The organism is Streptomyces flaveus, from assembly GCF_014647675.1.
Classification (GTDB): Bacteria; Actinomycetota; Actinomycetes; order Streptomycetales; family Streptomycetaceae; genus Streptomyces; species Streptomyces flaveus.
The window spans coordinates 8,185-29,334 of record NZ_BMPQ01000032.1 but is presented as its reverse complement, the minus strand read 5'-3'; the positions used below and the strand labels follow the sequence as shown (position 1 = coordinate 29,334).

Here is a 21,150-nt window from a genome sequence, read left to right as displayed (position 1 = left end):
GGGAAGGGGACCGGAGGAACGACGTGGTGACGTCGATCCCGATCCTGATGTGACGATCCCGCTCACCGCGGATCCCCAGGGGACCGCGAGTCGCCGGGATGCCGCTTCCGGGAACTCCCTATATCCGCTCCTCCGCGACCGGCGTGCCCCCGGTTCCTGCCCGGCCCCGACAGGGTCACCGAGCGGCGCGATCTTCCAGCATGGCGTGACGGTCCACCAGGGCGAGGAACCTGTTTCCGTGGTCCACAAGTGGGACGAAACGTCCCGGTATACCGAGGACCGCATTCGGCTCGGCCTCCTCGACGGCGCGCACGGTCACCCGGTGGTGCCCGAGCGAGCCGCGCAGGGTGCTGCCCAGCAGTCGCGCATCCACCCACTGTGCGTGCTCTGTGTGCTGCCCGATTTGTGTCCAGTCCGGATGACCGGCGTGTACCGCAGCTTCCGTCGGCGCGACAAGCTGCCTCACAGTGCCCTGCATGAGGCGGTTCGCCGCAGAGGCGTCCAAGGCCCTCGTTCCGTAGCCGTCCTGGCTCCGGATCTCCTCCCATGCCTTCGCGAGCCCGGACTCCAGCCAGGGATACTCCCAGGTGAAGGCACGGCGCAGGTCAGCGGGTGACGTGATCCCGACGAGCCGGTCCGCGCCGTCATTTCCCGACCAGCCCGTGAAAACCAAGCATTCCGTGTGCTTGAGTTCCTCCAGCACGACGGCAAACACGAGTAGCCGAGAAGTCAGCCACTGCCGCCCGTCCTCCAGATTGACGACGGCATAGGTCGCAGCACCCGGTTCTCTCAGCATGACGTCGAAGGCGTGGGACCCGGACTCGGGCACGACTCGGCCACGCAGCTCTCCGATGGCTTCCGCGGGCACGGCGGCGTCGGGCAGCGAGGCGAGGGAGAGTTGAAAGTCAATACCCGCGACCGAGCCCGCAAGACCCTGCAACCGGGGAAGCAGTACTGCCAGGAGCAGCAGCACTGCGGCCGCCACGACCAGTGTCACCGAAAGAGCTCCACGGTCCCGATGCGCCCAGACGCCCAGCACGAACAATGCAAGCCCGACCGAGCCGAGCAGCAACCGCTCGACCGGCATCGAAGCCACCGGCACTCCGCCGGATACCGGCCCGCCGCCGCTCATCGAGCCCCCCGCAGATGTTCCAGCACCAGCCGCGTCTTCGCCGTCTGCTCCGTATCGGATTCCAAGCCGAGCCTCCGCACGAGCGCCTCAAGTCCCGCCTGCGCGATCTCGGCCTCATCGGGTGCCGCCCGCAGCGACAGCTCCAGGAATTCGAGCGAGCCGCCATCAGCATCAGTTCCCCGTACGGTCCACCGCTCGGCGGTCAGGCCACGCAGACGGCACCGCGCATCCCGCCAGCGTGTCGCCTGGACCGGGCCGAGCACTTGCAGTGCCCTGAAGTCGACAGGGATGTCCGCACAGTCGACGAGGAATTCCTGTTGAGCCGGAGAGAACAGTTCCTGCATCAGCCCGCCGCCGTCCGGAGGCAGATCAACACCTCGATCCAGCTCGGTCACCAGTGATGCGGCCAGCACCCGTTCCTCGCCCACCCAATCCGCCTCCAGCCGCAACTCGTCCCTGCCGCCAACACGAAAAGCAAGCCACCGTTCTGTCAGGCGTGATCGCCGGCAGGGCCTGAGCTTCACCGTGGAGTCACCACGACGGTCCTCCCGGGTACGCAACCGGAGGATCACGCCGCTCTCCAGCAGCGGTAGCTCGCCGGGTACCAGCGCGCCCTCGGGCAGTTCGCAGAAGTGGACGCGGCAGCGTTCGCCGTCCGAGCACAGCCCAATGGAACGTACTGCCTGACCGACGGCGCGGCCGCCCAGGCTGATCTTGACCTGAACCGCGTCCAGGCGGGCCGATGGCCCCGCACCGCGGTGACCTGACGGACGGTGGCGCTGCGCCCTCTCGAGCGAGCGGTGTGGATCTCCTTCGCCGGACATGACGTCTCTCCTCCGCCACGGCAGGCCACATGCTGCTCGCCGATCCAGTCGAGCACCGCGCCAGCCCCTCGCGCTTCCGGGAATACCCTCCGAGCACTGCCCTCGATCTGGGCAAAAGGTGGCACAGTCGGGCAGCATGAGGGGCGCGCCAGGCAGCATGGCGGCCGCTGTCATCCAGCATCGGGGGACTATGGACGGCACTGATCCACCTACACAGCCGACCGCGGCCCCCGTGGCAGCACCATGGCTGCGGCCGTCTCCCGGCATCGTCGGGCGCGAGCGCGAGAAGCGACTGCTGGCGAGTCTGAGCGGTGCCGCGCCGGACCGCGGCGCCGCGCTGATGCTCTGGGGTGAGCCCGGAGTCGGCAAGACCTCGTTACTCGACGATTCCGCCCACCACACCGACTGCCGGGTCCTGCGTATACAGGGGGCCGAATCCGAGGCGATCCTGCCATACGCGGCGCTGGCAGACCTGCTGCTGCCGATCCAGCAGTATTTCGCGGAGATCCCCAAGGTACAGCGAGAGGCGCTGGAGGCATGTCTGGCACTGTCCGGGAAACCGTCCGTGAGCCCGTACCCGGCGTGCATCGGCGCATTGAATGTGCTGTCTGCGGCCGGCCAGGAGCGACCGACCCTGCTCCTGGCGGACGACCTGCACTGGATGGATCCCTCGTCACAACAAGCACTGCTCTTCGTCGCACGGCGACTGTCGTCCGAGCGGCTCGCGATCGTGCTGACCTTGCGTGAGGAGCACAGAGAACTCGGCGCCCGAAGCGGACTGCCCATGGTGGAGGTACCCCCGCTGTCCAGGGCCGAGTGCGCGGAACTGCTCGCCGTGCGGAACCTCGATGTCGCCCCCTCGGTGTGCGACCGCCTCGTAGAGATCAGCGGCGGCAACCCGCTGGCCCTTCTGGAAGCCGCTTCAGGGCTGTCCACCGCGCAATTGCGCGGTGGACAGCCCATGCCGCACTTACCCTCCCTGGGCTGCGAGCTGGAACGTGCCTGGTCACTCCGCATCGGCCTGCTGTCGGCCGAGACCCGGAAGGCGCTCACGCTGCTGGCGGCAAGTCATTCCTCCACGGCGGGGGCGCTGCAACCCGCGCTGGCCATCCAGGGCCTGCCACTCGCCGCGCTCTCCCCCGCCGAGCAGGCCGGGTTGGTGATCCAGACGGTGGACGGGCTGGAGTTCTGCCACCCGGTACTCAGGGCGGTCGCTCTGCGGCAAGCGCCGCTGGAACAGCGGCTGGGCGCCTTCCGGGCGCTCGCCGAAGCCAGTTCCGGGACATTGCGAGCCTGGTACATGGCGGCGGCGAGTACAGGGCCTGACGAGGAAGCGGTACGAGCTCTGGTCGAGGCCGCGACCGAGGCTCGGCACCGCAGCGCGTTCGGCGAATCGGCCGTGGCCTGGCGCCGGGCGGCCGAACTGACGTCCCAGCCGGATCTGCGCGCCGAACGGCTTCATCAGGCGGCGGCCGACGCATTCATCGGCGGCGCCTCGTTCCGGATGGCGTGGTGCGATGAGGCCCTGCACCTCACGGAAGATCTTCGTACCCGATCGGACATCGAACTGCTCCGCGGGCGTGTCCATATTTGGCAGGGCGAGCCGTCCGAGGCACACCGACTTCTGGTGGAGGCCGCGGAACTGATCCGCGGCAAAGACCCGGCCCGGGCGTCCGTGCTGCTGGCCGAAGCCGCCTCAGCCGCCGTCATGGCAGCCCGGATCGGAGCTGCGGCCGAGGCTGCCGAGGAAGCCGCCGCCCTGGTCGGCGCACCTGGCGACTGGATAAGCACAGTGATCCTCGGATTGGTACGGATCATGCAGGGCAGCGTCTCGGAGGGGAAGTCCCTGCTCCGGGCGGCGGCCCCTGCGCTGGCCTCCGCCGACCCGATCCGACATCAGCAACTCCTCATCCTCTCGGCCCAGGCGTGGAACACGGCTGAGGACCGCCGCGAAGGGGCACGCCTGCTGGATGTCGTCATCAAGGCCGCCGCCCAGCACAGCGCCCCGGCCGCGCTGGCTCCCGCGCTGGCGATGCGGAGCGAGCTAGAGACCTGGGCGGGTCGCTGGTCCGCGGCGTACGCCGACGCCGAGGAGTCCCTTCGGTGGAGCGAGGAACTGCGCCAGATCTCCTGCATCGGATACAGCCTCGCCTGTCTGGCCCGTCTGGACGCCGTCCGCGGCCAACTGGCCGACTGCGAGGAGCGGGTGGACCGCGCTCGCGCCGAAGCCGGGTCACACCATATCGGCTGTCTGGAAACGTACCTGACCAGCGCGCTCGGACTCGCGGCACTGACCCGCGGCGACCACGCCATGGCCGTCGAGCAGCTCGAGAAAGCATTCGACGAGACGCACCGCGCGGAACTCGGCAACCCCATCGTGGTTCCGTTCGCCGCCGATCTCGCAGAGGCCCAGATCCGGACCGGTAACATCTCGCGCGCTGTCGAGGTGGTCTCCTGGCTGGAGGAACGCGCACGGGGTACGGGGCTCGCCTGGCCGGTGGCAACCAGCGCACGCTGCCGCGGACTGCTGGCCCAAACCGCGGAGGAGGCCGAGACCCATTTCAAGGCCGCGGTGTGCACCCATGAGCTGACAGATGTGCCGTTCGAGCATGCCCGCACACTGCTCTGCCGCGGCGAGGTGCTACGCCGGTTCCGGCAGCCGACAGCAGCCCGGGAACCCCTCCTCGCGGCCCTGAAGATGTTCGAGTCGCTGGGCGCCGGCCCCTGGGTCAGGCGTGCCTCGGTCGAGTTGGCCGCGGCGGGGATGCTTCCCGGCAACCGCCGCGTACCATCCGGGCCCAGGCTGGTCGACCGACTCACATCACAGGAACTGCAGGTCGCCCGCGCCGTCGCGCGCGGGCTGAGCAATACGGAGGCTGCCGTTTCGCTTTTCGTGTCCCGTAAGACCGTCGAGGCCCACCTCACCCGCGTGTACCGGAAGCTCAGCGTACGGTCACGCACCGAGCTGACCCGTGCCCTCACCGAGGCAGGTCTGGCGAACTAGGCACTGTGCCGAGTTGAGATCACGAATCCGGTCGTTCTGCTGTCTCGGATGAGTCCGCCCGCAATACTGTCGCGCGGCGGCGAGGTCGGTGGCCCAGTCGTCGGCCTGCGTACAGCGCGGCCGTGGCTTCTCCTCCTCGGCCGCGGGCTCGATCCCGAGGACGTTCTCGCATATCCGCTAAGACCGCACACGAACCACGGGAGAAGGAGCGGGGATGACAGGCAGCACGGCGCCCGGAGGCCGCAGGGGCGGACCGGTCGGTCGCTCGGGAACGACCGTTCCGGTGCGTCGGAACTCGCTCGGGCTGACGCCTCGGATCCGTTTGAACGCCGCGCTGAATGCGAACGCGTCGGTGTAGCCCACGATGCGGGCGATCTCGGCGACGGTCGCCGCCTCGCGCTCGGCCAGCAGGTCCGCCGCGAGCGTCATGCGCCAGCGGGTGAGGTAGGTCAGCGGCGGTTCGCCGACCAGGTCGGCGAACCGCTTCGCCAGGGTGGAACGCGACACCCCGGTCCGGTCGGCCAGCGCGGCGACCGTCCAGGGTGCCGCCGGTTCGGCGTGCAGCAGGCGCAGCGCGTCGCCGACCACCGGGTCCCGCTGAGCGGCGTACCAGGCCGGGGGCTCGCCGCCGGGCCGGTCGAAGTACTCGCGTACCGCGCAGACCAGCAGCCAGTCCAGCAGCCGGTCCAGGACCACCTGCTGGCCCGGGGTGTCGGCGGCGACCGTGGCGGCGAGGTGGTCGAGTACGGGGACGGCCCCGCCGCCGGAAGCCACGCGCAGCACGACGGGCAGCGCGTCCAGCAGCCTGCGGCTGATCTCGCCGCGCACCGGGTAGGCGCCGACGATCAGCGTCGTCGCGCCGTCACCGGAGTCGCAGCTGGTGTCGTTCCAGCCGAGCCGGTGCCGGGTCCCGCCCTGCTCGGGCGTCGCGCAGAACTCGCCGCACGCGACCGGTTCGGCCCGCGTGCCGACCTCGTCGACGAAGGTGAACGGTGCGGGGCCCCGCACGATGACCGTCTCGCCGGCGCGGAGCTGTTCGGGCGGGCGATGCTCCGGCACGATCCAGCCCGCCCCGCCGAGGACGGTGCACAACGTCAGCGGCGGGCCGTCCACGAAGTGCAGCGCCCAGGGCGGGGACAGGGTCGAGCTGCCGAACAACGAGCCCTGGGCCCGCATCCCGCGGAAGAGGTCACCGAACGCGTCCACCCCGCCGAGGTTAGACGCCGAGTTGGACGATGACAAAGGCGATTCGGCTTCTCACCCATGGATTCGTCCGAGCAGCTGCCGTTGAATCGCTGCCATGAGCAACGCTGCCAGCAGCAACGACACCACCCTCATCCTCGGCGCCACAGGCAAGACCGGCCGACGGGTCGCCGCCCGGTTGCGGCTGCGCGGTACGCCGGTGCGTGCCGCCTCCCGATCGAGCCCGACCCGCTTCGACTGGTCCGCCCCCGACGGCTGGGATGCGGCCCTGCGGGGCATCACCGCCGCCTACGTGGTACCCCCGCCCGTGCCGGGCCCGGTGCACGAGTTCGTGGCGCGGGCCGAGGCCGCCGGAGTGCGGCGCCTTGTCCTGCTCTCCGGGCGCGGCGCCGACACCTGGGGCGACTCCACGTTCGGTCTTGACATGCGCTCGGCCGAGGACGCCGTACGCGGCTCGGCGCTGGAGTGGACCGTCCTGCGGGCGTCGAACTTCAACCAGAACTTCGACGAGGACCTCTTCCACGCCCCGCTGGTCGCCGGCGGGCTGGCGCTCCCGGCCGGTGCGGTCCCCGAACCGTTCATCGACATAGACGACGTCGCCGATGCCGCGGCCGCGGTGCTGGCCGAGCCCGGCCGGCACGCCGGGCGGATCTACGAGCTGACCGGGCCGCGCGCCCTGACCTTCGCCGAGGCCGTCGAGCTGATCTCCCGGGCGTCCGGGCTGCCCATCACCTACAAGCAGGTTTCCCCCGCCGAGTACACCGCGGCGCTGGTCGAGGAGGGCTGGGGCGAGGACGACGCCCACCACGTCGCCGAGATGTTCGTTTTGATGGAGCGCGGGGTGATCGCCGAAACGACGGACGGTGTCGCCACCGTGCTGGGGCGCGCGCCCCGGACCTTCGAGGACTACGTCGTGCGGGCCGCGGCAGCGGGAGCCTGGCGGCCATGAGCCTCCACCGTCACCGTCCCCGTCTCCATCCCCGTCATCATCTTCTGAAAGGGCCACGATGAGCACCGCCACCAGCCTGCTGACCGCCGAGGACCTCGAGTTCCTCGGACGCCCCCTGCACGGGTTCCTGTCCGTGGCCGGGGGAACGCAGCCGCCACAGCCACGGCCCGTGTGGTTCGAGGCCACCGCGGAGGGGACGATCCAGTTGATCACGGAGCCGGACTCGCTGAAGGTGCGGCGCCTGCGCCGCGACCCCCGCGCCTCGATCGTTGTCGCGGCACCGGTCGATGAGCGCGAACGCTGGGTGTCCGTCGCCGGCCGCGCCACGGTGGAGGCCGACGGAGCACACGACCTGTGCTCCCGCCTCGCCGCCCGCTACTGGGACCTCGACGACCGGACCCGGGCCGGCGACCTCGCCACGATGCTGGCCGCCGACCTGTCCCGTGTCGTCATCCACCCGGAGACCGTGCACCGCTACGCGTACTGACCTCCGCCGCGACCGCCTGCCGTCGACATCGACCTGCCCAAGGCGTCCTTCCAGACACAGCGCCGCGCCGCTCGGGAGGCACTGGAAGCCGATCTGCCGGGGCCCGGAGAACTGCGCTGAGCGCGCTCTGCATTCGCCATACCTCCCACCATCTCCCCGGCGCACCGGCTTTCCGTCATGCCAGCCGAACTCATGAAACGCATCACCCCGGGGCGGTACTCTTTCTCGCCACGCTCGCGGATTTGGCAGCCGCCGGGGTCGTCCCCGGCTGGAGCGGTACCAGCCGGGACCGTCCCTCCACCATCACGGTCGCACAAATACGCAGGTCAGCGCCGTGGAAACGACCAGCTATGTTTTGTGGCTCCCGCCGGGGGCGCTCCGCAGAAGGTTGGCGGCGGCGTCTTCCTCTCCGCTGCCATTCCTTCCTCCTCGCTCGTTCGGAGTGTCGTCCCGCCCGGTCGGCCGGGCAGGACCTCCGCCATGTCGGCGATATCACCAATGCTGCCGCTGGTCAGGGTCACGCGGCAGGTGGCCAGTTCCGTTTTGTGGTCGTAGTGGATCTCCAGCCGGAGTGTCTCGAACAGGCGGCGCGACAGCGCGTCCGGCAGGGCGGTCAGATCGACCGCGGTGACCGGCAGACCGGTGAGGAGGTCCGGATTCGGGGTCTCTTGGATCTCGGTCTCCAGCCGCGACAGCTGCCGCTCGAGATCCATCTGCTGGCCGTGGAGCTCGGCTCGGCGCTCGTTGAGGTCCCGGATGAAGTTGCGGTCGGGGTTGTCGACGAGTTCCAGGCTGTGGAGGAGCCGCTTGCTTTTGGTCTCCGCCTCGGCGATGGCTCTGCGGAGAGACGCCGCACGTGCTTCGCGTTCGCGCTCCGCACCGGCGTCCATCTGGTCCATGGTCTCGGTCAGCAGTTCTCGCCGGTACACGCCGAAAACCCGGTCGGACAGGAAGTCACCGAGCCCTTCGAGCATGCCGGCTTCCGGCACCCAGACGCTCGCCGGGTGATCCGCAGCTCGGTACGGCTTCTTCGGCGCACAGACGTAGTAGTTGATCCCCTTGCTGGGCTTGCCGTAGAAGCGGCGCTCGCATTGCGCGCAGAAGATGAAGCTGCGCAGCCGGTAGGTCCGCTGTGCCTGCGGGTGCCTGCTTGTCCCGGCGGCGCTGCGGGAGCGTTCGCGGTGCTCGGCGACCTGCTGGGCTTGTACGAACGTCTCCAGGTCCACCAGCGCCTCATGAGTGGGCTCGATGGACCACACCCACTCCTCCACCGGGTTGGGCCGGTTACGGCCGGCGCCCTTGCGGGCCCGTCGGTTCCAGACCATGTGCCCGGTGTGCTTCGGGTTGGTGAGCACGTCCCGGGCGCTCGAGTAGGTCCAGTGGCCGACCGCGGTGTCGGCCAGGATGGGTGACGGGGGTGGGTTGAGCGTCAGGTCCGCGTTCAGCCGGTCGGCGATCGCCTGGTAGCTGAGGCGCTCCACGATGCGCCAGTGGAACATCTTCCGGACCACCGGGCCCTCGACCGGGTGGACCTCCAACAGGGTCTTCTTGACTCCCTTGGCCCGCTTCGCGGGCACCGGATGCGGTACCGGTCTGGCCTGGTAGCCGTAGCACGGCTTGCCTATGTTGTAGCCCTGCTCGGTGTGCATCTCGAAGCCCGACCAGGACTTCTCCAGCATCTCGGTGACGTACCACTCGGCTACGCCCTGCTTCATCCGACGGGTGAGGACCTGGGTGGCGGCCTTGGCCTTGCGAGGGCTTACGTCGAGCCGGATCGGCTCGTCCGCGGCGAGCAGGGGCACGCCGGCCTGCTCCAGCTGGTATTCAATTCTGGTGCTGAAGTAAGTGGTTCGTGCGATCCGGTCGATCGCCTCACAGATCACCGCGTCGAACCGCCGATCCGGTCGCTGCGCTTCCTCCAGGAGGTCCTGGATGCTGCCGTCCCGTGGGATGGGGATCTGGAACTTCTCGTGCGCGGTGCCGTGGCCGCGGGCGTCCAGGGCCAGGCGGCCGGATTCCACGTCGTAGAAGTGGGCGACGATCGCGGTGTTCTCGGGCAGGGCGGCCCGGCTGTTGCGCAGCTGCCGTGGCAGGGAGAGCGTCGGATCCTGCAGGTCGCGCGTGGAGGTCCGGCCCAGCCACGCGACCCGAATCAGCGGGGATCCCGTCCCGCTTGCCGGTCCTCCTCTTCTGGTGCTGGAGCCCCGCTCGATCCAGGCTCGGATCGCCTCTGGGCCACCCATTCCACAACCTCCCGTATCACCTGTGCTTGCTCGCGGCGCAGCCGAACTCCCTCCGGGCCTTCCAGGATCTGGATCTCGAAGACCATCCGGGGCGGCTCGCGCGGGACGAACCGTCCGCCCGTCGATCGGTCGCTGCGCTTGGGTGAGGCCTCAGCCATGGCATCGGGCCCTGTCGCGCCATTCCTCTGCGCCGCATTGCCGCACCGAGGCAAGAGCAGGGGGCACAGATTCGCGTACGGCGGGGGCTGGGGCCGCGGTCGAACGGCCAGGCATGGCCACCAGTCGTCGTGCATCAGCCCAAAGGCCGAGCCGACGCAGCGGAAATCCCAGTGTAACGCTCAGCAACCATTGGCAGGAAGGGAGTTGAGCGCGCAGATGGAAGACACGTGCACTGATCACTGCGCTTCCCCCCGCTCCCGGCAGCCGGCGGATGAACAGGAACAGACCGCTATGTGACTGGTCAGACACTGCACCCGACGCGATCTGGTCGAGTCGATGCAGACCCATACGGTAGGGCGCACTCACCAAATGGTTCGGGAGATCGATCAGTTCGCCGCGGCAGCGATGACTATGCGTGACGTCGGCGATGATCCCGGTGGTCCTGGATAATCCGGCTTGAGAACTGCGGTCGACCCATTTGGCAGATCGGCCGGAGTCCGTTGGGTACGAGGGAGTCCGGTGAACGACTGGATCCGGCGGCTTCGGACTCGAAGGCGACTTCGCCAGTCCGGGTACGGACTCACGCTCGATCGGTTGCTCGACAAGGGGAGCAGAGCAGGGGTGCACGGAGGCGACCATGCGCCCCTCCACAGTCCTGCCGAGTCGCAAGGCAGACCGGGCAGTCTGCAACGGGGCGACGAGACCGGCCTTGCGAGACTGAACCGGTGATGGGGCCGACACGAGAACGCGTTGGCGCGGGTAGCCATAACGCGTTGCGCCGTCGGGAACGGCGTCCGTTAGCCAAGCCACGGCTTCCTGATTGTCCGGCCTGTTGGCCCGCGGCATGTCGATGTCCTCTCGCGCGGAGTTGCCCTGGTGCTATAAAAGACCGGAAATCACGCGCCTTTTGGACACGGCCCCACGTCATCTTGGAGGTCTCTTGAGCTACGGTCGGCCACCACGCCAATGACGGCCTTCTGAACCCACGCCTAAATCATGACTAAAGAGGCTGTTCTGGCATCATCTTGTGGCCGAACTGGAAAAGACCCGCCGTGCCCTCACCCGCAGGCCCTGGGTCTTCGCCACCGCTCCGCGTGACCTTCGCGAGGCACCCGCACTCGGCGCTGAGGCAAACAGGACCAGCGGAGTCAGCACGAGCGGGGCTGCTCACTCCTCCAGGACGGTCTCCAGAACTCCACTGCGGAGGCTTCGGGTTGACTACGCAGAGATAGCCGCTGTCTTGCCTCACAGAGGCATCACGGGAGCCACTCAATGCCAGTGGCCGCCAGCCGAACTGCCCAAGACCAAGCCACCCGACAGAGTCCAAAAGAGCCTCGCAGGGCGGCCTTCTCAAGTGCGGGAGACCCAGACGATCCTCACGCTGAGTCGCCCGGAGACGCGCCAAATACGCAGCCACTTCATCATCCTCGCGAGCCAACATCACCTCGCCGGACACAATTTGCCTGTTCACATCCCTAGGGATACTTAGTTGCAGGCGGCTCAGGAAGACGGCATGACGCCATGGACCTGCAACAAGGCTACCCGTCTAGGGGGAAGACGAATTGGTAGACGAATAGGTAGATGAATTGGGCGGGGTATTGGAAGAGGCCTCAGCGAGGGCGCAAAAACCGTCGCGTCATACACAGCGCCCACCCCGCGACAGGTCGCCTACCTCACCTTGGGCCCCAGCAGCTCCAGCGCTTCCTCCCAGCGGAAGCGGTCTGCGCCGCCGCCGGCCTTGGGGCGGTGGGGCTCGTAGCTGCCGATCAACACGCCCATCCCGCGCAGCCGCTCCAGGCTCTCCTGATAGGCGGGGTGGGCGGCCTGTGCTGTATTCAAGTACGGCAGAACGGCGATGGGGATGCCCATGCCGTACGCCTCGCACAGGATGCCCAGGGCAAGGGTGTCGGAGATCCCGGCGGCCCATTTGTTGATCGTGTTGAAGGTGGCCGGCGCGACCGCGACCGCGTCCGCGGGCGGGAGCGGGCGGGCGTCGCCGGGTGCCCGCCAGGCCGAGCGGATCGGATAGCCGGTCTGCGCCTCGACCGCCTCCGTGTCGAGGAATCCGAGCCCCTGCGGCGTGGCGATCACGCCGACGTCCCAGTGCCGCTCCTGCGCGGCCGTGATCAGCTTGCCGACGTCCCCGGCAATGCCGCACGCGCACACGACGACGTACAGGAAGGGCTTCTTGGTCGGCTCGGTCACGCGGAAACCCCCAGTTGGCGGCTGAAGTGGTGGAGTTCGGGCAAGGCTCGGTGGCGGTCGCGGGCTGCCATGTCGGCGACGAGGTCGCGTACCGCGGGGCGTCGTACGTCTTGGGCTGCGCAGCTCTCGGCGATGCGCAGGGCCTGGTAGCCGTCGGCGAGGCGGCCCTGCTGGCTGTACGCGCGGGCAGCCTCCACCCATAGAGCAGCTCGGCGTTCGGGAACGGGGATGTGCCGACGCATCAGCGGACGGGCGGCGGCCAGGGCGACGCCCGCGTCGCCGAAGGCAACCGAGGCACTCACCTCGTGCAGGGCGACGTTCGTGGGGCTGAAGTTGGCCCAGGAGTCGGGGCGGTCGAGGGTGACATAGCGCGCGACGTCCTTGGCCTCGGTGAGGAACTCCTGGGTAGCGGCGCGGTCACCTCCGCTGCTGGTCGCGGTGACGCCACGCAGCAGCAACAGGCCCACGGCCGCAAGGTACTTCGGACAGCGTTGGTCGTACGTCCCGGTGAGCTGGTCGGCGGTGTGCCGGACGAGCGTGACGGCCTGTGCGGTGTGCTTCTCCCGGGCCAGGACGTGGGCGTGGACGCGGACGCTGGAGGCCAGCACCACGGGGTCGCCCGAACGCTCGGCCTCGGCCATCGCGGCCGACCGCGAGCCAGGCGTTGCCCTGATCGTTCTGTTTGAGCAGCAGGCTGGTCGAGGTCTGGTACGCGGTGGCCAGGAGAGCTGACAGGGCGTCTGAATCCCGTGCGTCGGCAGCGGCCTGCCTGCCGCAAGTCGGCGATCAGGCCCGGCAGAGTGCGCTCCAGTTCGGTGTAGTCACAGGTGTAGAAGAGCCGGCGTGCCGTGGCGAGGCGCTCGCGCAGATCTGCGGGGCCCAGCGACCTGCCCGAGGCGGCCGGGCTCGGTCCGGGCAGGAGGGCCCGGACCAGGTCGTCGTGCGCCGCGGCGGGGTGGCCGGGACCGCGAGCGCGGCGATGCTCGCGGCAAGGAAGGTACGGCGGTGCATGTCCTCTGTCTCGAGGTCAGCGGCGGAGACGTCCGGGGCGGTGGCGAGGCCGAACTGGTGGGGTGGGATGTTCAACTCCTGGGCGACGGCGCGCAGGACGCGGATGTCCTCCGTACCCCGTCCGCCCTCCAGGCGGCTCACCTTCGACTGGTGGTAGCCCAGTGCGGCGGCGACGTCTGCCTGCGAACGTCGCTGGAACACGCGCGCCTGACGGATCACCTCACCGATCCGTCTCGCTTCGCTCTGTGCCTCGGCCATCTGTGCCACGGCCCCTTCCGCCGTCGCCGATCCTGCCTGCTCAACCGAGCGTAGGTCAGTCGTACTTCGCGGTGATGCAGCTCCTGCATAAGCGATGCAGTACTCGCAGCCGGGATTACCACGGTCCGCGACCAACTGGTTGCTTGTAGTGGCCGCACCCAATCTCCAGGAGGCCGCTCATGGCAGCGCCCCAGCTCATCCTCTCCGTACCCGGCACACCCGCCGCAGCCACCGCTGCCCGGCACGAGGTCATGGATGCGATACGAGGCTGGGGCGCGAGCTTCGACGCGGAAGCGCTGGACACCGTGGAGCTGGTGGTGAGCGAGTTGATCACCAACGCGGTACGTCATGCCGCGACCGGACCCAGCTCTGTGACCGTCCGCCTCCACGACGCCGTCCTGCTCATCGAGGTCTGCGACTCCAGCCCGGTGCTTCCCCAGCCTGGCCTACCGGGCGCGGGCGCGGAGAGCGGCAGGGGCCTGTTCCTCGTCTCCGCGCTGGCTGACTGGTACGGCGTCGAGCCGACGCCGTGTGGCAAGCGGTCCTGGGCCGAGATCACGGTGATCGATGCGGCCGCCGCCCTGGTCCTTCCCGCACGCCTTTCCCTGCAGAGGAGCTGACCGTGACAACGATCCGGAATCCCGCCGTGGCCGCCGAGGTGATCGCCGTACAGCCCGGACCACCGCTCACCGGCACCGTGAGCGTTGACGGCTCCAAGAACGCCGCCCTGCCCATGCTGGCCTCCGCGGCCGCCCTACGCCGACCGGTACGGCTGCGCAGCCTCCCCGCCAGCACTGACGTACAGGTCATGCTCGCCCTGCTGCAGCACGCAGGCTGGCACGTGGCGCAGCCGGTCGGCGAGCCGCAGTCCGCGGTACTGAGACCCTCCCCGCCAGCTCCGAAGCCGTGATCCACATCGCCTAGATCGACAACCTCGCCAAGCGCATAACGGACGAGACCACACCCACCTGGCGAGACACCTACTAGGGCATACGGGGTGATCTACCTAAATCAAACGCCCTCTGAGTGCCCCTCGAACGGCTCAGCGGTGCTGCGCCATAGGAGGCGAGGGCGGATGAGCGATGTGACTGTGGTGGAAGGCATGGCGTGCACACGGAGACGAGGAGGCGCGATGTCGGAGGGATTGGCCGAGAGCGGCATGCCGTGCGCTGCCACGGGGGGTGGCGCGGAAGGGCCGTCGGACGGGTCCCCATGCGACTTCGAGCAGCTGAGCGCCGTCGCCGACGCCGTCCTGTATGAGGGCTACCTCCTCTATCCCTACCGTCGGTCTTCGGCCAAGAACCGCGTCCGGTGGCAGTTCGGGGTGCTTTTCCCCCGGGATTGGGTTGAGTCGGAGGGCCCCGTCGTCCCGGGTGTGTCCGGCTCCGCCGACTCCTGGTACCAGCAGACCGAGTGCCTGCTGCGAATCCGCCGGCCCGGCGCGTCCGTACGAGTGCGACTTCGGTACCTGCAGATGCAGCGCAAGCAGGTGCAGGAAACCGGCCGGGACGGTGGCCACAGCACCGTCGAGTCGTTGCGGACCGACAACGGCACGGCTCATCTGACCTTCGACGAGGCAGTGCCGCGCGAAGTCGATGTCGCGGTCTGCCTGGACGACCTATTTCAGGGTGAACGCACCGTTCCGGTGGGAGCGGCGGCCGGGGTGGACATCGAGCCACTGCCGGGTCACGCCGGTCGGGTGGTGCGGCGCCGGGAGGAGCTTCGGGCGAGCACCACTGTCACCGCCGAGCAGCTCTCGCCTGACCTCTGCCGACTCCGGGTACGCACCACGAACACGGGATCTGTGCCGGATTCGAGGACCCCACGCGACGAGGCGCTGCGCCGTGCGCTCATCGCCACCCATACCCTCGTCAGCGGTGAAGGCGTGGAGTTCGTCTCGCTGATCGATCCGCCCACGTACCTGGCTACACATGTGGGCAGGTGCCGGAACGAATTCACCTTCCCCGTCCTCGGCGGTGGACCCCCCACCGCCCCAGCCCACTCCCGCAGCCCGCAGGGCGGCGGCACCGGACACGTTCTGCTGTCCTCACCGATCATCCTGCCCGACCACCCGCAGGTGGCTCCGGAGAGCCCGGGGGATCTGCACGACGCAGCGGAGATCGACGAGATCCTCACTCTGCGCACGATGCTGCTGACCGACGAGGAGAAGCGCGAGGCACGCGCCACCGACCTGCGGGCCGCCGCGATCCTCGACCGGGTCGAGACCATGCCCCCGGAGGTCTTCGCACGGCTGCACGGTGCCGTCCGCTCCCTGGCACCGGTCACCCCCGCCACAGCCGCTCCCGCTCCCGAGCGACCCGCATGGTGGCAGGAGGGCGCCGACGACGGTTTCTCCCCGTCCACCGACACGGTCCTCGTCGACGGCGTGCTCCTCGGCGGTGGCAGCCGCGTCCGGCTTCGACCACGGGGACGGGGCGCCGACGCCCAGGACATGTTCCTGGCCGGCCGGACCGCCGAGGTGGCCGCCGTTTTCCACGACGTCGACGGCAGCGTGCACCTCGCCGTCACCCTCGACGACGATCCTGCGTCCGAACTGCACACCTGGTACGGCCGCTTCCACTACTTCCGGCCCGACGAGCTCGAACCGCTCGAGCCCGCCGAATTCCCGGACGAGCGGGCGTCACCGGCTCCCGCCGCACCCCCGGCGCAGCACACGACCGACTCCGAGACCCCCTGCAGCGGAGGCCGATGACATGACAACCGACAGCAGTACCGCAGAAGTCAGCAAGGAACCCAGTCGCGCCGAGGAGCGGCAGGGTATCGACGAGATCCACATCCTCTGGATCTCCGAGGGCATGAGCTGCGACGGCGACACCGTCTCTCTCACTGCCGCCGGCCAGCCCTCCATCGAGGATCTGGTGCTCGGTTTGATCCCGGGCCTGCCGAAGGTGAACCTGGTCAACAAGGTGCTCTCACCGAGCCTGGGCGGCGAGGACTTCCTCGCTCCTTACCGGGCGGCGGTGCGCGGCGAGCTGGCGACCCCGTTCATCCTCGTCATCGAGGGCTCGATCCCCAACCAGAACATCATCGAGGGCGACGGCTACTGGACATCCTTCGGCAATGACCCGGAGACCGGTGAACCGCAGACCCTGAACTGGTGGATCGACCAACTGGCCCCCAAGGCCTGGGCGGTGGTGGCCGCCGGCACCTGCGCCACTTTCGGCGGCATCCACGCCATGGCCGGCAACCCGACCGGCTGCATGGGCCTCGCCGACTACCTGGGCTGGGACTACACCTCCCAGGGCGGGCTGCCGGTCGTCAACGTGCCCGGCTGCCCGATCCAGCCCGAGAACTTCATGGAGACCCTGATCTGGGTTCTCTACCACGCGGCCGGTTCCGCACCTCCGCCACCGCTGGACCACATGCTGCGCCCGCAGTGGCTGTTCGGGAAGACGGTGCACGAGGGCTGCGACCGCGGCTCGTACTACGAGCAGGCCAGCTTCGCCAAGGACTACAACTCGCCCAAGTGCCTGGTCAAGACGGGTTGTTGGGGTCCTGTCGTCAACTGCAACGTGCCCAAGCGCGGCTGGATGGCCGGCATCGGCGGCTGCCCGAACGTCGGCGGTATCTGCATCGGGTGCACGATGCCCGGCTTCCCTGACGCGTTCATGCCGTTCATGGACGAGCCTCCCGGCGGCACGCTGTCCTCGCTGGCCATCAAGCCGTACGGGGCCGTCGTCCGCCGCCTTCGCGGCATGACGAACGAGCTGGTCAACCACGAGCCCAAGTGGCGCCACAACAAACGGAAGCTGACCAGCGGCTACGACCCGCGCTGGCGGCCCTGATGCCGCGCGTCACCCATCCCAATACCCACCCACGGAACACCGACAGCGAGGGGCAGTACCGCAGATGACCACAACCGAGGCCCGGCCCACGGGGCGCAAGCCGCCAGAGCTCGTGGACATGTCCTGGGATCCGATCACCCGGATCATCGGGAACCTGGGCATCTACACGAAGATCGACTTCGCCAACCGGGAAGTCGTGGAATGCCACAGCACCTCGTCGCTGTTCCGCGGCTACTCGGTGTTCATGAAGGGCAAGGATCCGCGTGACGCGGGCTTCATCACGTCCCGGATCTGCGGCATCTGCGGCGACAACCACACGACCTGTTCCGACTACGCCCAGCAGATGGCCTACGGCGTCAAGCCTCCCCCGCTGGCCGACTACATCGTCAACCTCGGCGAAGCAGCCGAGTACATGTTCGACCACACGATCTTCCAGGACAACCTGGTGTTCGTGGACTTCTGCGAGGCGATGGTCAAGGCCACCAACCCCGGTGTACTGGCCCGCGCCGAACGCACCGAAGCTCCCCACGGGGACATTCACGGCTACCGGACGATCGCCGACATCATGCGGGCCTTCAACCCCTTCGAGGGCGAGGTCTACAAGGAGGCCCTGAAGGTCAGCCGGGTCACCCGCGAGATGTTCTGCCTGATGGAGGGGCGGCACGTCCACCCGTCGACGTTGTACCCCGGCGGCGTCGGCACGATGCCGCAGCCGACCACCTTCACCGACTACCTCAGCCGGCTCATGCGGGTCATCGACTTCGTCAAGAAGGCCGTCGCCATGAACGACGACGTCTTCGACTTCTTCTACGAGGCGCTGCCCGGCTACGAGGAGGTCGGCCGCCGCCGCATCCTGCTGGGCTGCTGGGGAGCCTTCCAGGACCCCACGTCCGTCGACTACCGCTACGAGACGATGAACAACTGGGGCAAGGACATGTATGTCACCCCGGGCATCATCGTCGACGGCGAGCTGGTCACCAACAACCTCGTCGACATCAACCTCGGCCTGCGGATCCTGCTCGGCAGCTCGTACTACGAAGACTGGGTCAACGAACAGCCCTTCGTCACCCACGACCCGCTCGGCAACCCCGTCGACATGCGCCACCCGTGGAACCAGACGACCGTCCCGGTGCCGCAGAAGCGCAACTTCGACGAAAAGTACAGCTGGGTGATGAGTCCGCGCTGGTACGACAAGAAAACGGATCAGCACCTCGCCCTCGACACCGGCGGCGGCCCGCTCGCCCGGCTCTGGTCGACCGCCCTGAACGGACTGGTCGACACCCCGTACGTCAAGGCCACCGGCCACAGCGTGCGCATCTCGCTGCCCAAGGGCGAGTCTCTGCCGGAGACGACCCTGGAGTGGCGCATCCCGCAGTGGAGCAACACCCTCGAACGCGACCGCGCACGGCCGTACTTCATCGCCTACGCGGCCGCCATGGCCCTGCAGTTCGTGGAAGAGGCCATGGGGCTCGTGCGGGCCGGCGAGACCAAGGTGTTCGAGAACTACGAGGTGCCCGACGAGGCGATCGGCTGCGGCTTCCACGAGGCCGTACGCGGTGTCCTCTCCCACCACCTGGTGATCAAGGACAAGAAGATCGCCAACTACCACCCGTACCCGCCCACCCCATGGAACGCCAGCCCCCGCGACATGTACGGCACGCCCGGCCCGTACGAGGACGCCGTCCAGGGTCAGCCCATCTTCGAGGAGAACGGCCCCGACGACTTCAAGGGCGTCGACATCATGCGCACGGTCCGCAGCTTCGACCCCTGCCTGCCGTGCGGCGTGCACATGTACGTCGGCAAGGGCAAGACGCTGACCACCCTGCACTCGCCGACGTACGGGGCGAACCATGGCTGAGGCCGGCACCGCGCGGCTGGCGGACCCGGACGTGGAGGCCCGGCTGGCCCGGCTCGACGACCTGCTGGAAGGGCTCCAGTCCACGCCCGGCCCCACCACGCGCTCCGCCACCGAGGCGGTCGTCCTCCTGACCGAGGTCTACGGCGAGGCGCTGGCCCGGATCCTGGACCAGGCGGACGGGCAGCTGGCCGAGCGCCTGGCCGACGACGAGTTGCTCGGGCACCTGATGGTGCTGCACGACATCCACCCCGAGCCGGCCGAGCGCCGGGCGGCCCGCGCGGTCGAGCGGCTGCGGCCCGCCGTACGCGAACGCGGCGGTGACGTCGAGTGGGCCGGTGTGGAGGGGCAGGTGGGCCGGGTGCGCCTGAAGTCGGGCGGCGGGTGCGGCTCCGGATGCGGCAGCGGGGCGACCGAGGTCACCGACGCGGTCCACGAGGCGGTACTCGCCGCCGCTCCGGAACTGACGGCGGTGGAATCGCTGCCGACCTCCTCCGACCGGCAGGCGGCTCCGGCGTTCGTACCGCTGGCCACGCTGACGCACCGAGGCGCCCGGTGATCACGGACGGAGCGCTGGCCCGCCTCGTCCGTGCCTCGGCCGACCGCACGGCAGCGGCCGAGTCGGAGGTGTGCGACCTGTGCGCCGCGCCGGTGCCCGACGAACACGCCCACCTGTACGACACCGGGCAGCAGGAGGTGCGCTGCGTCTGCCGTCCCTGCTCGGTGCTGTTCGCACAGGGCGGGGCGGGCGACGGCCACTACCGGCTCGTACCCCGGCGCCGAGTCCGGCTTCCCCGAGTCGACACAGAAGTCCTGGGCGTACCCGTCGGCCTGGTCTTCTTCGTGCCCCGGGCAGACGGCACGGTCACCGCCGAGGGCCCGAGTCCGGCCGGGGCCATGCGGTGGGAGGTGGACGCGGCGGCATGGCAGCAGCTGGCCGCCACGTGTCCGCAGCTCGCCGACGTGGAACCCGAGGTGGAGGCACTGCTGGTGAACACCGTCCACGGCCTCGACCACCACTGGATCGTGCCGATCGACGACTGCTACCGGATGATCGCGGTCGTACGCCGGGAGTGGCGGGGCCTGTCCGGAGGCGGCCGGATCTGGCCGGCCGTCGAGCGGTTCTTCGAGGACCTCACCGAACGGCCATGAGCACGCACTCCGCAGGTCGGAGGCGAGGAAGGAGATCATCCCGTGGGCAGCATCAGAGTGGGCAGGCCCCAGGCGAAGCCCGACACGCCCCGGCACGTCGCCGGCATGCACCAGGGCAACAAGGGGCGCTACGAGGACCAGACCGGTCACCACGAGGACGGCACCGCCGACGCGCGGCGCTCCACCGGGATCCACTGGAAGCGGCATGACGCGCTCGCGGACACCATGCCGAACATCTCGCCGGGATGAGCGGGACGAGAAACAGCAGGGAGTCGCCGAAGATGAAAGTCCAACGAGCACGAAGGCCGGCTGCCCCGGGCAGGCGAGCCAGGATGACCGGACAGCGGGTGCTGAAAACCGAGGCCGTCGTGGCGGGCGGTCTCGTGGTGGCGCTGCTCTTGCGAGAGCTACCCAGCCTGAGGCGGGAGGCGCGGATCTGGCGGATGGCCGGCGGTTTTCGCGCCGGCCACCGGTACCCGTGAGCAGGCCGTGCACGAACTGTCGATCGCGACCGCGATCATCGAGCGGGCCGACGAGCTGGCCCGGGCCGACGGGACGGATGCCGTCGCGGCGGTGACCGTCCGGGTCGGCGAACTGGCGGGCGTCGTCCCCGACGCCCTCAATTTCGCCTTCGAGGTGGCCCGCGACGGCACCGCCCTCGCCGACGCACGGCTCGTGGTCGAGCAGGTCCCCGCGCAGGCATGGTGCGACCCGTGCGCCGAGGAGTTCCCGGTGGGCATGCCGCCGTTCTTCTGGTGCCCGCGCTGTGACCAGCCCTCCACCGAGCTGCGCAGCGGCCGGGAACTTCAGATCACCGGGATCGAGCCGTTACCGGTCCCGACCTAGCGCGAGTGGGCCCCGC

At 69.0% G+C, this 21,150-nt stretch carries 17 protein-coding genes and 2 pseudogenes; 13 read left to right on the top strand and 6 right to left on the bottom strand.

Translation table 11 applies throughout. The annotated features are described in order from the left end of the window. Positions 1 to 175 precede the first annotated feature (175 nt). Both IEZ21_RS38435 and IEZ21_RS38430 read right to left on the bottom strand, forming a co-directional pair. Complete coding sequence (locus IEZ21_RS38435; RefSeq protein WP_189326467.1) at positions 176 to 1,132, bottom strand: hypothetical protein; 957 nt, start codon at positions 1,130 to 1,132, stop codon at positions 176 to 178. Further along, positions 1,129 to 1,956, bottom strand: coding sequence for a hypothetical protein (locus IEZ21_RS38430; RefSeq protein ID WP_189326466.1), 828 nt, complete (start codon positions 1,954 to 1,956; stop codon positions 1,129 to 1,131). The genes IEZ21_RS38435 and IEZ21_RS38430 overlap by 4 nt, the downstream gene beginning before the upstream one ends. Before the next feature lie 232 nt (positions 1,957 to 2,188). On the opposite strand from IEZ21_RS38430, the gene IEZ21_RS38425 reads away from it, so the two are divergent. Beyond that, positions 2,189 to 4,960 carry an AAA family ATPase gene (locus tag IEZ21_RS38425; protein WP_246568584.1) on the top strand — a complete coding sequence of 924 codons (2,772 nt, stop codon included), beginning with the start codon at positions 2,189 to 2,191 and terminating at the stop codon, positions 4,958 to 4,960. 177 nt (positions 4,961 to 5,137) lie between these two features. Here IEZ21_RS38425 and IEZ21_RS38420 read toward each other — a convergent pair whose 3' ends face one another. Then, positions 5,138 to 6,166, bottom strand: a complete 1,029-nt coding sequence (locus tag IEZ21_RS38420) for an AraC family transcriptional regulator (protein ID WP_189326465.1) — start codon at positions 6,164 to 6,166, stop codon at positions 5,138 to 5,140. A 94-nt stretch (positions 6,167 to 6,260) separates the two neighbouring features. Between IEZ21_RS38420 and IEZ21_RS38415 the strand changes: the two genes are divergently transcribed. Together IEZ21_RS38415 and IEZ21_RS38410 are read left to right on the top strand one after the other, a co-directional pair. Next, positions 6,261 to 7,112, top strand: coding sequence for an NmrA family NAD(P)-binding protein (locus tag IEZ21_RS38415; protein ID WP_189326464.1), 852 nt, complete (start codon positions 6,261 to 6,263; stop codon positions 7,110 to 7,112). 58 nt (positions 7,113 to 7,170) lie between these two features. Then, complete coding sequence (locus IEZ21_RS38410; protein ID WP_189326463.1) at positions 7,171 to 7,599, top strand: pyridoxamine 5'-phosphate oxidase family protein; 429 nt, start codon at positions 7,171 to 7,173, stop codon at positions 7,597 to 7,599. 326 nt (positions 7,600 to 7,925) lie between these two features. On the opposite strand, the gene IEZ21_RS38405 is transcribed toward IEZ21_RS38410, so the two are convergent. From IEZ21_RS38405 to IEZ21_RS38395, 3 genes and pseudogenes are all read right to left on the bottom strand, one after another. Further along, a complete protein-coding gene (locus IEZ21_RS38405) occupies positions 7,926 to 9,842 on the bottom strand; it encodes a recombinase family protein (protein ID WP_189326462.1) in 1,917 nt (638 codons plus the stop codon). 1,827 nt (positions 9,843 to 11,669) lie between these two features. Further along, complete coding sequence (locus tag IEZ21_RS38400; protein WP_189326461.1) at positions 11,670 to 12,206, bottom strand: flavoprotein; 537 nt, start codon at positions 12,204 to 12,206, stop codon at positions 11,670 to 11,672. Further along, a pseudogene (locus tag IEZ21_RS38395) lies at positions 12,203 to 13,475 on the bottom strand (helix-turn-helix domain-containing protein). The gene IEZ21_RS38400 and the pseudogene IEZ21_RS38395 overlap by 4 nt, the downstream one beginning before the upstream one ends. Before the next feature lie 179 nt (positions 13,476 to 13,654). Between IEZ21_RS38395 and IEZ21_RS38390 the strand changes: the two are divergent. The 10 genes and pseudogenes from IEZ21_RS38390 (at position 13,655) to hypA (ending at position 21,134) form a co-directional block, all read left to right on the top strand. Then, the gene (locus IEZ21_RS38390; protein ID WP_189326460.1) at positions 13,655 to 14,095 is read left to right on the top strand and encodes an ATP-binding protein; all 441 of its coding nucleotides are present in this window, start codon (positions 13,655 to 13,657) and stop codon (positions 14,093 to 14,095) included. Between the two features lie 2 nt (positions 14,096 to 14,097). Then, positions 14,098 to 14,385 carry a carboxyvinyltransferase gene (locus IEZ21_RS38385; RefSeq protein ID WP_373302355.1) on the top strand — a complete coding sequence of 96 codons (288 nt, stop codon included), beginning with the start codon at positions 14,098 to 14,100 and terminating at the stop codon, positions 14,383 to 14,385. Next, positions 14,346 to 14,462, top strand: a pseudogene (locus IEZ21_RS38380) (IS5/IS1182 family transposase); the annotation flags it as partial. The gene IEZ21_RS38385 and the pseudogene IEZ21_RS38380, both read left to right, overlap by 40 nt. 145 nt (positions 14,463 to 14,607) lie before the next feature. Beyond that, entirely contained in the window at positions 14,608 to 16,188 is a 1,581-nt protein-coding gene (locus tag IEZ21_RS38375; protein ID WP_189326459.1) for a hypothetical protein, read from the top strand. 1 nt (position 16,189) lies between these two features. Then, positions 16,190 to 17,281: an NADH-quinone oxidoreductase subunit B family protein gene (locus tag IEZ21_RS38370; RefSeq protein ID WP_189326458.1), complete on the top strand. Its 1,092-nt coding sequence runs from the start codon at positions 16,190 to 16,192 to the stop codon at positions 17,279 to 17,281. Positions 17,282 to 17,345: 64 nt separating this feature from the next. Next, a complete protein-coding gene (locus IEZ21_RS38365; protein WP_189326457.1) occupies positions 17,346 to 19,139 on the top strand; it encodes a nickel-dependent hydrogenase large subunit in 1,794 nt (597 codons plus the stop codon). Next, complete coding sequence (locus IEZ21_RS38360; RefSeq protein ID WP_165345782.1) at positions 19,132 to 19,695, top strand: NifU-related iron-sulfur-binding protein; 564 nt, start codon at positions 19,132 to 19,134, stop codon at positions 19,693 to 19,695. The genes IEZ21_RS38365 and IEZ21_RS38360 overlap by 8 nt, the downstream gene beginning before the upstream one ends. After that, the gene (locus IEZ21_RS38355; RefSeq protein WP_189326456.1) at positions 19,692 to 20,288 is read left to right on the top strand and encodes a DUF5947 family protein; all 597 of its coding nucleotides are present in this window, start codon (positions 19,692 to 19,694) and stop codon (positions 20,286 to 20,288) included. The genes IEZ21_RS38360 and IEZ21_RS38355 overlap by 4 nt, the downstream gene beginning before the upstream one ends. A 42-nt stretch (positions 20,289 to 20,330) precedes the next feature. Further along, positions 20,331 to 20,537 carry a hypothetical protein gene (locus IEZ21_RS38350; protein ID WP_165345780.1) on the top strand — a complete coding sequence of 69 codons (207 nt, stop codon included), beginning with the start codon at positions 20,331 to 20,333 and terminating at the stop codon, positions 20,535 to 20,537. 240 nt (positions 20,538 to 20,777) lie between these two features. Continuing rightward, positions 20,778 to 21,134, top strand: a complete 357-nt coding sequence (gene hypA, locus IEZ21_RS38340; protein ID WP_189326454.1) for a hydrogenase maturation nickel metallochaperone HypA — start codon at positions 20,778 to 20,780, stop codon at positions 21,132 to 21,134. The last annotated feature ends 16 nt before the right edge of the window (positions 21,135 to 21,150 follow it).

Bases quoted from the DNA above. Each gene is read 5' to 3' on its own strand.
- IEZ21_RS38390 (WP_189326460.1), top strand. From the start codon at position 13,655: ATGGCAGCGCCCCAGCTCATCCTCTCCGTACCCGGCACACCCGCCGCA.
- IEZ21_RS38430 (WP_189326466.1), bottom strand. From the start codon at position 1,956: ATGTCCGGCGAAGGAGATCCACACCGCTCGCTCGAGAGGGCGCAGCGC.
- IEZ21_RS38410 (WP_189326463.1), top strand. From the start codon at position 7,171: ATGAGCACCGCCACCAGCCTGCTGACCGCCGAGGACCTCGAGTTCCTC.
- IEZ21_RS38415 (WP_189326464.1), top strand. From the start codon at position 6,261: ATGAGCAACGCTGCCAGCAGCAACGACACCACCCTCATCCTCGGCGCC.
- IEZ21_RS38375 (WP_189326459.1), top strand. From the start codon at position 14,608: ATGTCGGAGGGATTGGCCGAGAGCGGCATGCCGTGCGCTGCCACGGGG.
- IEZ21_RS38405 (WP_189326462.1), bottom strand. From the start codon at position 9,842: ATGGGTGGCCCAGAGGCGATCCGAGCCTGGATCGAGCGGGGCTCCAGC.
- IEZ21_RS38365 (WP_189326457.1), top strand. From the start codon at position 17,346: ATGACCACAACCGAGGCCCGGCCCACGGGGCGCAAGCCGCCAGAGCTC.
- IEZ21_RS38370 (WP_189326458.1), top strand. From the start codon at position 16,190: ATGACAACCGACAGCAGTACCGCAGAAGTCAGCAAGGAACCCAGTCGC.
- IEZ21_RS38435 (WP_189326467.1), bottom strand. From the start codon at position 1,132: ATGAGCGGCGGCGGGCCGGTATCCGGCGGAGTGCCGGTGGCTTCGATG.
- IEZ21_RS38360 (WP_165345782.1), top strand. From the start codon at position 19,132: ATGGCTGAGGCCGGCACCGCGCGGCTGGCGGACCCGGACGTGGAGGCC.